This window comes from Bradyrhizobium cenepequi (genome assembly GCF_020329485.1).
GTDB lineage: Bacteria > Pseudomonadota > Alphaproteobacteria > Rhizobiales > Xanthobacteraceae > Bradyrhizobium > Bradyrhizobium cenepequi.
Genome location: NZ_JAGKJI010000022.1, coordinates 1 through 14,221, shown reverse-complemented (window position 1 = coordinate 14,221; position 14,221 = coordinate 1). Strand labels below are relative to the sequence as shown.

General features: G+C 64.2%; 13 protein-coding genes. 12 read left to right on the top strand and 1 reads right to left on the bottom strand.

The genetic code is table 11. The annotated features are described in order from the left end of the window. The first annotated feature begins 115 nt into the window (after positions 1 to 115). The 3 genes from J6497_RS22065 (at position 116) to J6497_RS22055 (ending at position 2,261) form a co-directional block, all read left to right on the top strand. The gene (locus tag J6497_RS22065) at positions 116 to 799 is read left to right on the top strand and encodes a ribonuclease T2 family protein (RefSeq protein WP_225706376.1); all 684 of its coding nucleotides are present in this window, start codon (positions 116 to 118) and stop codon (positions 797 to 799) included. Between the two features lie 125 nt (positions 800 to 924). Next, positions 925 to 1,785, top strand: coding sequence for a 23S rRNA (adenine(2030)-N(6))-methyltransferase RlmJ (locus tag J6497_RS22060; RefSeq protein ID WP_225706375.1), 861 nt, complete (start codon positions 925 to 927; stop codon positions 1,783 to 1,785). A gap of 260 nt (positions 1,786 to 2,045) precedes the next feature. Then, entirely contained in the window at positions 2,046 to 2,261 is a 216-nt protein-coding gene (locus J6497_RS22055; RefSeq protein ID WP_027581161.1) for a cold-shock protein, read from the top strand. 174 nt (positions 2,262 to 2,435) lie between these two features. Here the strand turns inward: J6497_RS22055 and J6497_RS22050 are convergent, their stop codons facing one another. Further along, positions 2,436 to 3,050 (bottom strand): outer membrane protein, encoded by a 615-nt coding sequence (locus J6497_RS22050; protein WP_225706374.1) that lies wholly within the window; start codon positions 3,048 to 3,050, stop codon positions 2,436 to 2,438. A gap of 227 nt (positions 3,051 to 3,277) precedes the next feature. Between J6497_RS22050 and uvrC the strand changes: the two genes are divergently transcribed. The 9 genes from uvrC (at position 3,278) to J6497_RS22005 (ending at position 14,205) form a co-directional block, all read left to right on the top strand. Continuing rightward, on the top strand, positions 3,278 to 5,359 hold the full coding sequence (gene uvrC, locus J6497_RS22045; RefSeq protein WP_225706373.1) for an excinuclease ABC subunit UvrC: 2,082 nt from the start codon (positions 3,278 to 3,280) through the stop codon (positions 5,357 to 5,359). An 89-nt stretch (positions 5,360 to 5,448) separates the two neighbouring features. Next, positions 5,449 to 6,063 carry a CDP-diacylglycerol--glycerol-3-phosphate 3-phosphatidyltransferase gene (gene pgsA / locus J6497_RS22040; RefSeq protein WP_225706372.1) on the top strand — a complete coding sequence of 205 codons (615 nt, stop codon included), beginning with the start codon at positions 5,449 to 5,451 and terminating at the stop codon, positions 6,061 to 6,063. After that, positions 6,060 to 6,311 carry a molybdopterin converting factor subunit 1 gene (moaD, locus tag J6497_RS22035; protein ID WP_225706371.1) on the top strand — a complete coding sequence of 84 codons (252 nt, stop codon included), beginning with the start codon at positions 6,060 to 6,062 and terminating at the stop codon, positions 6,309 to 6,311. Before pgsA ends, moaD begins: the two co-directional genes overlap by 4 nt. Before the next feature lie 8 nt (positions 6,312 to 6,319). Next, positions 6,320 to 6,787 carry a molybdenum cofactor biosynthesis protein MoaE gene (locus tag J6497_RS22030; protein ID WP_225706370.1) on the top strand — a complete coding sequence of 156 codons (468 nt, stop codon included), beginning with the start codon at positions 6,320 to 6,322 and terminating at the stop codon, positions 6,785 to 6,787. Next, positions 6,787 to 7,761, top strand: coding sequence for a 50S ribosomal protein L3 N(5)-glutamine methyltransferase (gene prmB / locus J6497_RS22025; protein ID WP_225706369.1), 975 nt, complete (start codon positions 6,787 to 6,789; stop codon positions 7,759 to 7,761). The genes J6497_RS22030 and prmB overlap by 1 nt, the downstream gene beginning before the upstream one ends. A 104-nt stretch (positions 7,762 to 7,865) precedes the next feature. Then, complete coding sequence (gene aptA / locus J6497_RS22020) at positions 7,866 to 9,212, top strand: omega-aminotransferase AptA (RefSeq protein ID WP_225706538.1); 1,347 nt, start codon at positions 7,866 to 7,868, stop codon at positions 9,210 to 9,212. Between the two features lie 1,065 nt (positions 9,213 to 10,277). Beyond that, the gene (locus J6497_RS22015; RefSeq protein WP_225706368.1) at positions 10,278 to 11,393 is read left to right on the top strand and encodes a YihY/virulence factor BrkB family protein; all 1,116 of its coding nucleotides are present in this window, start codon (positions 10,278 to 10,280) and stop codon (positions 11,391 to 11,393) included. A 275-nt stretch (positions 11,394 to 11,668) separates the two neighbouring features. After that, positions 11,669 to 13,123 carry an EAL domain-containing protein gene (locus tag J6497_RS22010; protein WP_225706367.1) on the top strand — a complete coding sequence of 485 codons (1,455 nt, stop codon included), beginning with the start codon at positions 11,669 to 11,671 and terminating at the stop codon, positions 13,121 to 13,123. Positions 13,124 to 13,350: 227 nt separating this feature from the next. Further along, complete coding sequence (locus tag J6497_RS22005; RefSeq protein ID WP_225706366.1) at positions 13,351 to 14,205, top strand: TIGR01459 family HAD-type hydrolase; 855 nt, start codon at positions 13,351 to 13,353, stop codon at positions 14,203 to 14,205. Positions 14,206 to 14,221 lie beyond the last annotated feature (16 nt).

Genomic DNA, 14,221 nt, shown 5'->3' with positions numbered 1-14,221 from the left:
CCACACGCGTGCAGCGGCGACTGCCAATCAAGCACCGCGTTCGCATCACAATTTGTTCTTGAAATGTTCCACCACCCTGCTAGGCTCGCCCGCAGTCGAGTGTGAGGGGGTATTCATGTTTCGATCCGCCTTGGCTTCCCGGCTGCTGATCTCCGTCTTTGCCTACTTTGTCGTGATCGGCACGGTCAGCGCTCAGGACCGCCGGCAAAACGCGCCGGGCGAGTTCGATTTCTACGTGCTCGCGCTGTCCTGGTCGCCATCCTTTTGCGAGGCGGCCTCCGAGCGCGGCGATGGCGGGCGGGCGCAGGTCCAATGCGACGGACGCCCCTACTCCTTCGTGGTGCATGGGCTGTGGCCGCAATATGAACGCGGCTTTCCGGAATATTGCCAGCGGCCCGCCCCACGCCTCGCCCGCAACGTCATGACTTCGATGCTCGACCTGATGCCGGCGCCCGGGCTGATCTACAACGAATGGGACAAGCACGGCACCTGCTCGGGCCTCTCGGCACGAGCCTATTTCGAGAGCATTCGCAAGGCGCGCGCCGCGGTGAAGATTCCGGAGGAATTGCTGCAACTATCGGAACCGAAGACGGTCGCGCCTGCCGAGATCGAGGATGCTTTCATCAAGGCCAATCCGGGCCTGAGCAGTTCGGCAATCTCGGTCACCTGCGACAGCAAGCGGCTGAGCGAGGTCAGGATCTGCATGAGCAAGGACATGCAGTTTCGCGCCTGCGAGGAGACCGATCGCCGCGCCTGCCGCCGTGACCAGGTGGTGATGCCGCCGGTCCGCGGGGGTTAGTCTTTTCGGGTGGTCGGAAAGGGCCAGACTTCAGATGCGTAATTGCGCATCCACGCTCGATGCTTTCATCTCGCCCGAACATGACATGGGTTACTTTCATCCGCGCGATGTCGTAACCGTCAGACATGAACTACCGTCACGCCTTTCACGCCGGCGGTTTTGCCGATGTCATCAAGCACGTCGTGTTGGTGCGAATCCTGCTGTATCTGCAGGAGAAGCCGGCGGCGCTCCGCGTCATCGATACCCATGCCGGCGCCGGCCTCTATGATCTCACGTCCGACGAGGCGCGGCGCGGTGGCGAATGGCTGACCGGGATCGCGCGGCTGATGCAGGCGCGATTCTCAAAGGAAGCGTTGCCGCTGCTGTTGCCCTATCTCGACATTGTGAGGGCCTTCAGCCCGCCCGGCGAACTGAACACCTATCCGGGTTCGCCCCTGATCGCGCGGGCACTGTTGCGGCCGCAGGACCGTCTCACCGCCTGCGAACTGGAGCCCGAGGCGCGCAAACGCCTGATCGATGCGCTGCGCCACGACGCCCAGGCGCGGGTCGTCAACCTCGATGGCTGGACCGCGCTGCCGGCCTTCGTTCCGCCGAAAGAAAGACGCGGATTGATCCTGATCGACCCGCCTTTTGAAGCCAAGGACGAATTCGAGCGGCTGGCGCAAGGCTTTTCTGATGCGTTCGTCAAATGGCCGACCGGCAGCTATCTGTTGTGGTATCCGGTGAAGAGCCGCCGCGTGACCGACGATCTTGCGCGACATGTCGCTTCGGAGACAAGCAAGAGCAAGCCGACCGGCAAATGCCTGCGGCTCGAATTCAGCATCGCGCCCCGCGAAGCCGACAGCGGCCTAGTCTCGACCGGGCTGTTGATTGTCAATCCGCCCTGGACGCTTGCCGGCGAACTCAAGACCATGCTGCCCGAGTTGGAAAAGCCCTTGGGCCAAGGCGGGGCCGCCCGATTCAGGCTGGAAACGCCCAAACCTTAAGCCAACGCCATTGCTGAAAACTCCCACTCGACCATAGGCAACTTGCCCGGAACCGTATTATGCTTGTCACGTTAGGACTGGCTTTACGTTCCGCTTCCGCGAATGGTTGCGGCGGAGTGACAAGGCCGAAGAAAAATCCAGGCGGGTCGGTGGCGTAACACGGGTCCGCTGAGGTGGCCAAGCTTCCGGCAGCGAATGTCCGGTCGCCCGCTACGTGGGTTACGCGTAGCGGCGGTGCAATGCGGGGGAGGAGTTTCCCGATGGCCATGACTGGGACAGTCAAGTTCTTCAATGGAGAGCGCGGCTACGGCTTCATCAAGCCGGACGACGGCGGCCGCGATGTGTTCGTTCACATCACCGCTGTCGAACGCGCAGGACTGAAGGATTTGACCGAAGGACAACGTATTACGTTTGACGTCGAACCGGACAAGAAGGGCAAAGGCCCCAAGGCGGTCAATCTGGTGATTTCATCGTGAGCTTTTGCGCTCACGCTGAAGCGGACTGAGTTCCCGGATCAGGATTTGCCGGGCGGCGTCCCGCTCGCACAGGCATGCGCGTGATCTTGCGCGTCAGCGCGGCAAAAAAATTCCGGCCGCTTGCGACGGCCGGAAGGTTGTTGTCGATCGTCTTTTTGTTCTTCGAAGCGATGGTTAGAAGTGATAGTTCACGCCGGCGCGAATGACACCGAAATGGTAGCCGTTCGATGCGCCGGTGATGATGAAGTTGCTGTTGGCGAGATCGACATAGAGATATTCGAGCTTGGCGCTCCAGTTCGGCGCAAAGCCCATTTCGGCGCCAAGGCCGGCGGTCCAGCCAATATTGGTATGGGACTCCGACAGGCCGAAGGTTTCGGCGCGCAACTCGCCGAAGGCGAGGCCGGCGGTGGCGTAGAACAGCACATTCTGGAATGCGTAGCCGCCGCGGCCGCGGATGGTGCCGAACCAGGGATTGGAAAATTTCCAGGGCGCAAAGGTTTCCTCCGCGCCGGTCGCCTGGATGTCGCCTTCGGCGCCGAACACCCATGGGCCGTTGGTCCAGTTGTAGCCGATCTGCGCGCCGCCCGAAAAACCCGAGGGCTTGGCTGGGTTGTTGTCCACGCCGCCCCAGGCATAGCCGAGATTGCCGCCGAGATAAGGCCCCGCCCAGCTCAAGGCGTTGAGCGGCTGATTGACCGTGTAGGCGCGATAATTGAGGTCGGCCGCCGCTGACGACGTCGTCCATCCGCCGACGATCAGCGCCAGCAGGCGCAAGACTAACCGCTTCATCGCAACCACACTCCATACGCAACAGCCGTGACCCGCCGGTTGCGAGGGCCGGCGTGGTTACGGAATTCACTGGTTTTTCTGGAAGATTTATCGAAAGTTTTAAGTTAAAGGCCTGTTAAGGGCTGGTACCGCCCACCCATCAGTCTTAATGGAGCGTTACCGGCGCAGGGCTTTCCGCTCGAAGCCTGATGCTGGCGACGGCGGCCGGCAGCGCCTAGTTTAGGCCCATGGATCACGATTCTACCGACCATCCGAAGGCGTCCGTCCCGAAGGGAACGCGCCACGGCCGAAACTCGGATTTACCGCCGCAGGATCTCGCGCTCGTCACCGGCGACGTCGATCCGGCGACGTCGGCCACGGACGACGACGAAGACACCCGGCTGCCTGAGGTTCCCGAGGAACCGGCGGATACCGTAGCCGAGGGCACGCTCGCGATCGGCCATGCCGCGATCGAGAATGCGGTCCGGCTCGCCCCGACCTCGCCGGGCGTCTACCGCATGCTCAATGCGGCCCATGACGTGCTCTATGTCGGCAAGGCGAAGAATGTCCGCAAACGGTTGTCTTCCTATGCCCGGCCCAACGCCCCGCTGCCGGCGCGCATCCTGCGCATGATCGCGGCGACGGTGAACGTCGAGATCGTCTCGACCACGACCGAGACCGAGGCGCTGCTGCTGGAGGCCAACCTCATCAAGCAGCTCCGGCCGCGCTTCAACGTGCAGCTGCGCGACGACAAGTCGTTCCCCTACATCCTGATCACCGGCGACCACTGGGCGCCGCAGATCCTCAAGCATCGCGGCGCGCAGACGCGGACCGGACGCTATTTCGGGCCGTTCGCCTCCGCGGGCGCCGTCAACCGCACCATCACGGCGCTGCAGCGCGCGTTTCTGATCCGCTCCTGCACTGACGGCTTCTTCGAAAGCCGCACCCGCCCCTGCCTGCTCTACCAGATCCGCCGCTGCTCCGGCCCCTGCACCGGCGAGATCGATTTCCCCGGCTATAGCGAACTGGTGCGCGAGGCGACCGAGTTTCTGTCGGGCCGCAGCCATGCGGTGAAGCAGGAGCTCGCCGCCGAAATGGAGAAGGCTTCCGGCGAGCTCGAATTCGAGACCGCCGCGCTTTACCGCGACCGCCTCGCCGCGCTCTCGGCGATCCAGTCGCAACAGGGCATCAACCCGCGCACGGTGGAGGAAGCCGACGTGTTCGCCATCCATCAGGACGGCGGCTATTCCTGCGTCGAGGTGTTCTTCTTCCGCACTGGACAGAACTGGGGCAACCGCGCCTATTTCCCGCGCGCGGAAAAGTCATTCACGCCCGAGGAGGTGCTTTCCTCCTTCCTCGCACAGTTCTATGACGACAAGCCGCCGCCCAAGCTCATCCTGCTCTCGCACGAGGTCGAGGATGCCGCGCTGCTCGCCGATGCGCTGTCGGTCAAGGCCAGGCGCAGGGTCGAGGTTTCAGTCCCCAAGCGCGGCGAGAAGAAAGAGCTGGTCACGCATGCGCTGACCAATGCGCGCGAGGCGCTCGGCCGCAAGCTCGCGGACACCGCAACCCAGGGTCGGCTGCTCGAAGGCATGGCCACGACGCTCGGCCTGCCGCAGGCGCCGAAACGCATCGAGGTCTACGACAACAGCCACATTCAGGGCACCAACGCGGTTGGCGCGATGATCGTGGCGGGCCCCGACGGGTTCATGAAGAACCAGTACCGCAAGTTCAACATCAAGTCCGAAGGGCTGACGCCGGGTGACGACTACGCGATGATGCGCGAGGTGCTGGAACGGCGCTTCAAGCGGCTATTGAAGCCTGCCGAAGGCGACGCGGCCAAGGTTAAGGGTGACGACGATTCCTTCCCGCAATGGCCCGACCTCGTCATCATCGACGGCGGCCGGGGGCAGTTGAACGCGGTGAAGGAGATCTTCGATCAGCTCGGGCTGCCCCAGGTCTCCCTGATGGCAGTGGCAAAGGGGCCGGACCGCGACGCCGGCCGCGAAACGCTGTTCATACCCGGCCGCGAGGCCATCAAGCTCGAGCCGCGCGACCCCGTGCTGTACTTCATCCAGCGGCTGCGCGATGAGGCGCACCGGTTCGTGATCGGCTCGCACCGCAAACTGCGCAAGAAGGACATCCGCGAGGCCGGCTTGCAGGAAATTCCCGGCATCGGGCCCTCGCGCAAGCGCGCGCTGCTCCACCATTTCGGAACGTTGAAGGAGATCGAGCGCGCATCGATCGCCGACCTCGGCAAGGTTCCCGGCGTCAGTGCCGAGAGTGCGCGGAAGATCTTCGAGTTTTTCCACTCCCAGCCGGGGGGCTAGAGGAATGGAGTCATCAAAGCGTCGCCTGGGACGGACCATCTTATGCGCCCACGGTTGACCTCGACGCTTGAGCGGTATTGGTAAGACGGATGAACATGGCGACCACAAGGGGGCAGCCCAAGACCCTGTCCCTTCCGAATATCCTGACCTACGCCCGCATCGCCGCCATCCCGGTGGTGGTCGGCTGCATCTATGTGCAGGCGATCCTAGATGGCCCGCTATGGCTGCGCTGGGTGGCGGTCGCGATCTTCATTGCCGCCGGCATCACCGATTACCTCGACGGCTACTATGCCCGGATCTGGAACCAGCAATCGGCGTTCGGCCGCATGCTGGACCCGATCGCCGACAAGCTCCTGGTCGCCTCCTGCCTACTCATGCTCGCTGCGGACGGAATCATCCACGGCTGGACGCTGTGGGCCGCGATCGTGATCCTCTGCCGCGAGATCCTGGTGTCGGGCCTGCGCGAATATCTCGCTGGCCTCCGCGTCAGCGTTCCCGTGACCAAGCTCGCCAAATGGAAGACCACGGTGCAGCTGGTCGCGATCGGATTTCTGCTGGCCGGCGAAGCCGGCGATCAGGTGGTCCCGGTGGTCACCCTGATCGGGCTGACTTTGCTGTGGATCTCCGCGATCGTCACGATCTATACCGGCTACGATTATTTCCGCGCCGGCATCCATCATCTGATCAAGGAGGATGAAGGATGAAGGTGAAATATTTCGCCTGGGTCCGCGAACGTATCGGCAAGGCCGAGGAGACCATCGAGCCGCCGGCCGAGGTGCGCACCGTCGGCGAGCTGATCGATTGGCTGGCCAGGCGCGATGACGCCTACGCCTATGCCTTCGAGAAGCCGAAGGTGATCCGCGCCGCGATCGACCAAGCCCATGTCCAGCAGGACGCCGCAATATACGGCGCGCGCGAGATCGCGTTCTTTCCGCCGATGACGGGCGGCTGAGCCACGACATGACGGCGATTGCGACCATCCGCATCCAGGAAGCCGATTTCGACGTCGCGCAGGAGATTGCCGCGATCGGCAAGGGCCGTGCCGATATCGGCGCCGTCGTCAGCTTCACCGGCATCTGCCGCGGCAGCGAGAACGGCGAGCCGATAGCGGCGCTGACGCTGGAGCACTATCCGGGCATGGCGGAAGCCGAGATCAGGCGCCATGCCGAGGAGGCGATGTCGCGCTGGCCGTTATCCGGTCTTACCGTCATTCACCGCGTCGGCCGCATCACGCCGGGCGAGAACATCGTGCTGGTGGTGACGGCGTCGCAGCACCGGCAGGCTGCTTTTCACGCCGCCGAATTCCTGATGGACTACCTGAAGACCAGCGCGCCGTTCTGGAAGCGCGAGGAAAGCGCGCGGGGATCGAGCTGGATCGAGGCGCGCGACCAGGATGACGCGGCGGCCGCGCGCTGGACCAAATCCTGATGGCAAAGCGTACCACGCCGGCCACGAAGCGCGGCCGATCTCCAGCGAAAGCCCCGAAGGTCGCAGCGGGCGAGCTCAAGACGCTGCTCGATTTCGTCCGTTATGCAGTGAGCCGCTTCACCGAGGCAAAGCTGGTGTTCGCGCACGGCACCACCGATCCAGTGGCGGAGGCCGCTTTCCTCGTCTGCGAAACCCTGCACCTGCATCCCGACCAGTTCGACCACTTCGCCGGCGCGCGCGTCACCGCGCATGAGGGCGGCAAGATCCTCGACCTGATCGAGCGCCGCATCGCGACGCGAAAGCCGGCCGCCTATCTCGTCAACAAGATCTACATGCGCGGCCTGCCCTTCTATGTCGACGAGCGTACCATCGTGCCGCGCTCCTTCATCGGCGAACTGCTCGACTCGCATTTCGGCGGCGATGAGCAGGAAGGCGGCTCGCTGGTCGACGATCCCGCCGCCGTCGTGACCGTGCTCGACCTCTGCACCGGCTCCGGATGCCTCGCGATCCTCGCCAGCCGCAGTTTCCCGAACTCCGACATCGACGCGGTTGATATTTCGAAGGACGCGCTGGCAGTCGCCGCGCGCAACGTCCGGGACTACGGCCTCGAGGACCGCGTGACGCTGCACCAGGGCAACTTGTTCGAGCCGCTCAAGGGCCGGCGTTACGACCTCATCATCTCCAATCCGCCCTATGTCGATGCGCTCGGCATGGCGTCGCTGCCCCGCGAATGCCGCACCGAACCCAAGCTCGCTTTCGACGGCGGTGCCGACGGGCTCGACATCGTCAGGCGCATCCTCGACGAAGCGCCGCAGCACCTGACCGCGGAAGGCGGCCTGCTCTGCGAGATCGGCCGCGGCCGCGAGCTCCTCGAAGCAGCCTATCCGCAATTGCCGCTGCTCTGGCTCGATACCGAGGATTCCGAGGCCGAAGTGTTCTGGATTGGCGCAACCGATCTCGAAAGCGCTGTGTGACGCAGTGCACCGCGGCGGAAATATCGCAGCTCACGCCGTTCACGCAGGGCAGCGAAGCTGATAGCTTCGAGGCAAATCAGCTCACCGCCATCAACGAGGTCCCCATGCTGGACAAGAGCCCCCGCCCCGCCGCCGTCAACGTTCCCAACGATCTGGCCGCGCATTGGATGCCGTTCACCGCCAACCGCGCGTTCAAGAAGCAGCCGCGGCTGCTCGCCGGCTCCAAGGACATGCACTATTTCACCGTCGATGGCCGCAAGATCATCGACGCCGCTGCCGGCATGTGGTGCTGCAATGCCGGCCATGGCCGCACCCAGATTTCGGAGGCGATCGCCAAGCAGGCTGCCGCGATGGACTACGCGCCGCCGTTCCAGTTCGGCATCCCGCAAGCCTTCGAGCTCGCCAGCCGCATCGCCGACCTGGCACCCGAAGGCCTGGACAACGTGTTCTTCTGCAATTCGGGATCGGAAGCGGCCGACACCGCGCTGAAGATCGCACTGGCCTATCACCAAATCAGCGGCCAGGGCAGCCGCATCCGCCTGATCGGCCGCGAGCGCGGCTATCACGGCGTCGGTTTCGGCGGCACCTCGGTCGGCGGCATCGTCGGCAACCGCAAGCTGTTCGGCTCGCTGCTCACCGGTGTCGACCATCTGCCGGCGACCTATGACCGCGACAAGCAGGCCTTCACCAAGGGCGAGCCGGACTATGGCGTGCATTTCGCCGACGAGCTCGAGCGTCTTGTCAACCTGCACGGCGCCAACACCATCGCCGCCGTCATCGTCGAGCCGATGGCGGGCTCGACCGGCGTGCTGCCGGCGCCGAAGGGCTATCTGAAGCGGCTGCGCGAGATCACCGAAAAGCATGGCATCCTCCTGATCTTCGACGAGGTCATCACCGGCTATGGCCGGCTCGGCTTTGCGTTCGCCGCGGAGCGCTATGGCGTGACGCCCGACATGATCACCTTCGCCAAAGGCATCACCAACGGCGCTGCTCCAATGGGCGGCGTGATCGTGCGCGGCGCCATCCACGACGCCTTCATGAACGGGCCCGAACATGTGGTCGAGCTGGCCCATGGCTACACCTATTCGGCGCATCCGCTGGCGTGCGCCGCCGGCCTTGCGACGCTCGACATCTATCGCGAGGAGAAGCTGTTCGAACGCGCGAACAAGCTGGAGCCGAAATTCGCCGACGCCGTGATGTCGCTGCGCGACCAGCCGAACGTGGTCGACATCCGCACCATCGGCCTGACCGCCGGCATCGACCTTGCCCCGATTGCGGAAGCGCCCGGCAAGCGCGGCTTCGCCGCACTCAACAGCGCCTTCCACGACAACGACCTGATGCTGCGGATCGCCGGCGACTCGCTGTGCCTGACGCCGCCCTTGATCGTCAGCGAGGACCAGATCGGCGAGATCGTCGACAAGGTCGGCAAGATCATCCGCGCGGTAGCGTAGGGCGGGAAGCGCTGAGTTTCGCTGGGCATCATTGCGAGCGAAGCGAAGCAATCCATCTCTCCACGCGCGCGGAAGCATGGATCTTCGTCGCTTCGCTCCTCGCAATGACGACACGGATAAGTTCGGGCACAATTTTCCAATCGCGTAGGGTGGGCAAAGGCGCACTTGCGCCGTGCCCACCATCCAGCGCCGTGCTCGCGATGGTGGGCACGCTTCCACCTTCGCTCTGCGAGCTACGGCGGACAAGTCGCTTTGCCCACCCTACGGCGTCGCCACGGCTTATGATTCAGATTTCAAACAGCGGAGGGGATGTGAGTCTATATTCTCGCGGCATGATGTGCCTGAGGTTTGCGTCTCGTTCGCCCTCCTCGATAGCAGAGGGCGCAGGGAAAGCCGGGTGCCGGTTGCACCCGTGGGCCCCGTGCAACAAAAAGCACGGGGGTAGGACCACAGGTCAACCGGAGCAACACCGGCTTTCCCTGCGCTGTGGTTTACGGCTTACTTCGTGCTCTCCCCGGTGACCGGGCTTTCTTGCCACCGTCATCCGCGGCAGCTCTTGCTGCTCGCGTACTTAGCGCCAGCGTCGGGGCGCCAGAACCACACGACTTCGCCGTCCGCGAGTGCCACGCTCGTCAGTCGCGACACCCGCGTCCACCGCATCCCACCGCAACGTTCGTGACGATCGCGACCCGCCCCTCATTCGCGCTGAGACGCGCGGAGTCATAGTGCTGATTTGCCCGACGGCGAAAGCGGAATGTTTTTCGCGCGAGGACTGGACAGGGCAAATCACGTTGAAATCGCTCGCGAATTTTTCTCCGCCGTCATTCCGGGGCGATGCGAAGCATCGAGCCTGGAATCCATTTCACCACCGGGACATGCGGCGCAATAGATTCCGGGCTCGCGACTTCGTCGCGCCCCGGAATGACGGAAGGCGAGGAGCCCGCGGCCCATCCCTTAAGACGCCGCTTGCGCGGCTCCTCGGGATGAGGAGTCGTCGGTCCGGAACGTTCAAACCCGGTTCACGTTCATCCCGGGCAGGGACAACCCCCTGCCTGGAGGAAACCGATGTCCGACGCGCGTTCCGGACAGGGCGAAAATTGGCTCCTGATCGCGGCGACGACGGTCCTGCTCCTTCTCGTCCATCGCTATCTTCAGCCCGATCCGAAGCCCGCGCCCGCTCGCGGTGCCATAGACCCGTCAAGAGCACGCCGCCGCTTCGCGCGCGAACTGACAGAACCCGGCAGGGGGCGCCGCGCGGAGAGCCCGTTCCGGATTCCGCTCGCCGGCTGGAAGGACATCCTGTGGCGCTGCTATCAGCGCATCAATGAGGACCGCCTGCTCGCCACCGCCGCGGGTGTCGTGTTCTACGGCCTGCTGGCGGTGTTCCCGACCATCACCGCGCTGGTCTCGTTTTACGGGCTCTACGCCGACCCTTCGACCATTGCCAGGAATCTCGAAGCGCTGGCGCTGATGCTGCCGGAAGGCTCGTTCCAGATCGTGCAGGATCAGATCGGCAGGGTGGTCGCGAAGGGCAACGGCGAATTGGGCGTGACCTTCCTATTCGGGCTGGCGCTTGCGATCTGGAGCGCCAATGCCGGGATGAAGGCCGTGATGGACGCGCTCAACGTCGCCTATGACGAGCGCGAGACGCGCAGCTTCATCCACCTGAACCTGATCTCGCTCGCCCTCACCCTCAGCGCGATCGCGGCGCTTCTGGTGATGGTGAGCGCGGTGGTTGTGCTTCCCCTGCTGCTCGATCGCGTCGGGCTGAAGCCGGAGAGTCAGCTTCTCGTCAGCCTTGGGCGATGGCCGCTGCTGTTCCTGATCCTGTCGGCCGGGCTCGCGGTGCTCTACCGGTATGGACCGAGCCGCCGCGCGCCGCGTTGGGAATGGCTTAGTGTTGGCACGCTGGCATCGGCGCTGCTCTGGATCGCCGGCTCAGCGGGGCTGTCCTGGTATCTGTCGAATTTCGGCAATTACAGCGCTACCTACGGATCGCTTGGCGCGGCCATCGGATTCATGATGTGGATGTGGATGTCCACCAGCATCCTGTTGTTGGGCGCGGAGCTGAATGCGGAGATCGAGCACCAGACCGCGGTGGATACCACGGTAGGCCGTCCGAAACCGCTCGGCACGCGCAAGGCCGAGGTGGCCGACACGCTTGGGCCGGCGGTTTCTTAGATCATGATCCGATTAAACGAATCGGATCATGATCTCATCTCTTTGCTTGAGCATGATCTCCGCGCAAACGCTTCGCGTTTGTCGCGAGGGAAAACCGGTTTCCACTTTTCCGGATCATGCTCTAAGTCTTCCAAAGAACGTTAGCCTGCCGAATCAAACTTGATGGTATAGTGCTCCCGCTTGGGGGAGCACAAACAAAACCACCTGAAGGGCCCGAATTTTCCCGGGGGACAGCCAAGGTGGACAGCCGGACTTGAGGACGTAGCGCGCGCGACATGATTCGCATTTCGACGATCTTCATCGCCATCTGCATGGTTCTGGTCGCGGCCTCGCTTGGCTTTGCGCTCTATTCGGTGGCAGGCATCAGCGGAACCGAGTCCGCAATCGTGGCGCTGACCGCGTTGACCTTCCTGATCTTCTACAACGCAGTGTCGATGCGGCTGCGCGACCGTTCCGCCGTCGGCGGTCAGATCGCGGACCTCTCCCGCGGCACCGCCGATCTCGCCCGCCAGGTTGGCGAATTCGGCCGCAGGCTCGCCGCCGTCGAGGGCCGCGTGGTGTCGGCAAATTCCGCCGGCGCCGACCGCCTCCAGGCCGTGATCGGCGAAATCAATGAGCTCGGCAACCTGGTCAAGCAGCTTGCGGCCTCCGTCGCCAGCCATGAAGACTTGCTGGCAACCGCGGCGATCGCGCCTTCAAGCAAGCCTGCCGCCGAGCCGCAACCGGAACCCTCGCCTTCAACGCTGGCCGCGCCAACTCCCGTGACCCCACCGGTCATGGCGGTACCGCCATCGCCGGCGCCTCCTACCCCGGCCGGCGTCATCGCCGTCTCACGCAACCAAGCCCAGCTCGTCAGCGCCGTAAAGAACGCAATCGAGGCCAACCGGCTCGATATCTACCTGCAGCCGATGGTGACGCTGCCGCAGCGCAGGGTGCGCTACTACGAAGCGGTGACGCGGCTGCGCGACGAGCACGACCAGATCGTCGCCGCCGATGATTTCATCGGCGCCGCGGAAGTCGGCGGCCTGATCGGGCGCATCGACCATATGGTGATGCTGCGCTGTGTGCAGGTGCTGCGCCGGTTGATGGTCCGCAACAAGGATGTCGGCGTGTTCTGCAACGTCTCCGCAGCGACGCTCGGCAACGCCGTCAATTTCACCCAGTGCCTCGATTTCCTCGAAGCCAATCGCGCGCTGGCGCCATCCTTCGTGCTCGAGTTCAAGCAGTCGACCTTCCGCAATCTCGGCCGGACCGAGAGCGAGCATCTGGCCGCGCTGTCGCAGCGCGGTTACCGCTTCTCGATCGACCATGTCAGCGACCTTCGCTTCGAGCCGCGCGAGCTCGCCGACCGCGGCGTGCGCTTCATCAAGGTGCCGGCGACACTGTTGCTCGATCCCAAGCAGAGCTCGACCTCGGACATTCATCCTTCAGACCTGTCCGACCTGCTCGGCCGCTACGGCATCGACCTGATCGCGGAGAGAATCGAAGGCGAGCGTGCCGTCGTCGACCTGCTCGACTACGACATACGGTTCGGCCAGGGGTTCCTGTTCGCGCCGCCGCGCCCGTTGCGGCCCGAGGGCGCATCTGCTACCGCCGGGGCCTCTTCGCCCATGCCGCAGGAAGCCAATGGCGCCACCGCTCCCGTCCCCCCGAACAGTCCCGCCATCGACCCGCCGCAGCGGGCCACCGGCAACGCCGCGCTCGCGCGCCGCGTTGCTGGCCCGGGCTAAGGTATGATGTGCTTACAGCGACGGCTCACCGCGCGCGAGGTGTCCACCTCTCCCATAGGGAGAGGTCGCGCCAACGGCGCGGGTGAGGGGTTACGCTCTCTCGTGGGACCTGCACCCCCTCACCCGATTTGCTGCGCAAATCGACCTCTCCCCGTTGGGGAGAGGTGGGAGGCCGCAGCCGCAACCATGGCACAAGAATCACCCTACACCAGACAATACGCGTTCTCATGACCTCACTTCACTTTGTCGAGCGGCTGCGCGACGTCGTTGGCGACGTCGAGGTGGTGCTCTCCGACGTCTGGGGCGTGGTGCACAACGGGCTCGAGTCGTTTCCCGAAGCCTGCGAGGCACTGCATACGTTCCGCCAGCAGGGCGGCACGGTCATCCTCATCACCAATGCGCCGCGGCCGGCCGACTCGGTGCAGCGTCAATTGCGCAAGCTGGGCGTGGCTGATGAGACTTACGACGCAATCGTCTCCTCCGGCGACCTGACCCGGCATTTCGTCGCCGAGCATCCCGGCAAGAAGATCCACTGGGTCGGCCCGGAGCGCGACTCCTCGATCCACCGCGGTCTCGATGCGCCGCTGACGCCGCTTGAGCAGGCCGATTACATCATCTGCACCGGCCTGTTCGACGACGAGACCGAGACTCCGGAAGACTATCGCGCGATGCTCCTGAAAGCGCGCGAACGCAAGCTTTCATTGATTTGCGCCAATCCCGACATCGTGGTCGAGCGCGGCGACCGGCTGATCTATTGCGCGGGGGCGATCGCCGAGCTCTATCGCGAGCTTGGGGGCGAAGCGATCTTCTACGGCAAACCGCACGAGCCGATCTATGAGCGCGCGATGCAGCTCGCGGCCGAGCGGGCCGGCCATCCGGTCGAACTCAATCGCGTGCTGGCGATCGGCGATTCCGTGCGCACCGACATTGCAGGCGCCAAGGGCTTTGGCATCGACTGCCTGTTCGTGACCCGCGGCATCCATTCCGAGCAATTCGAGGGCGTCGACCAGCTCGACCCGACCTCGGTGACGGAGCTGTTCGGCCACCCGCCGAAGGCGCTGATGCGGGAGTTGCGCTGGTAGCTGCTAGCGGCGAGGT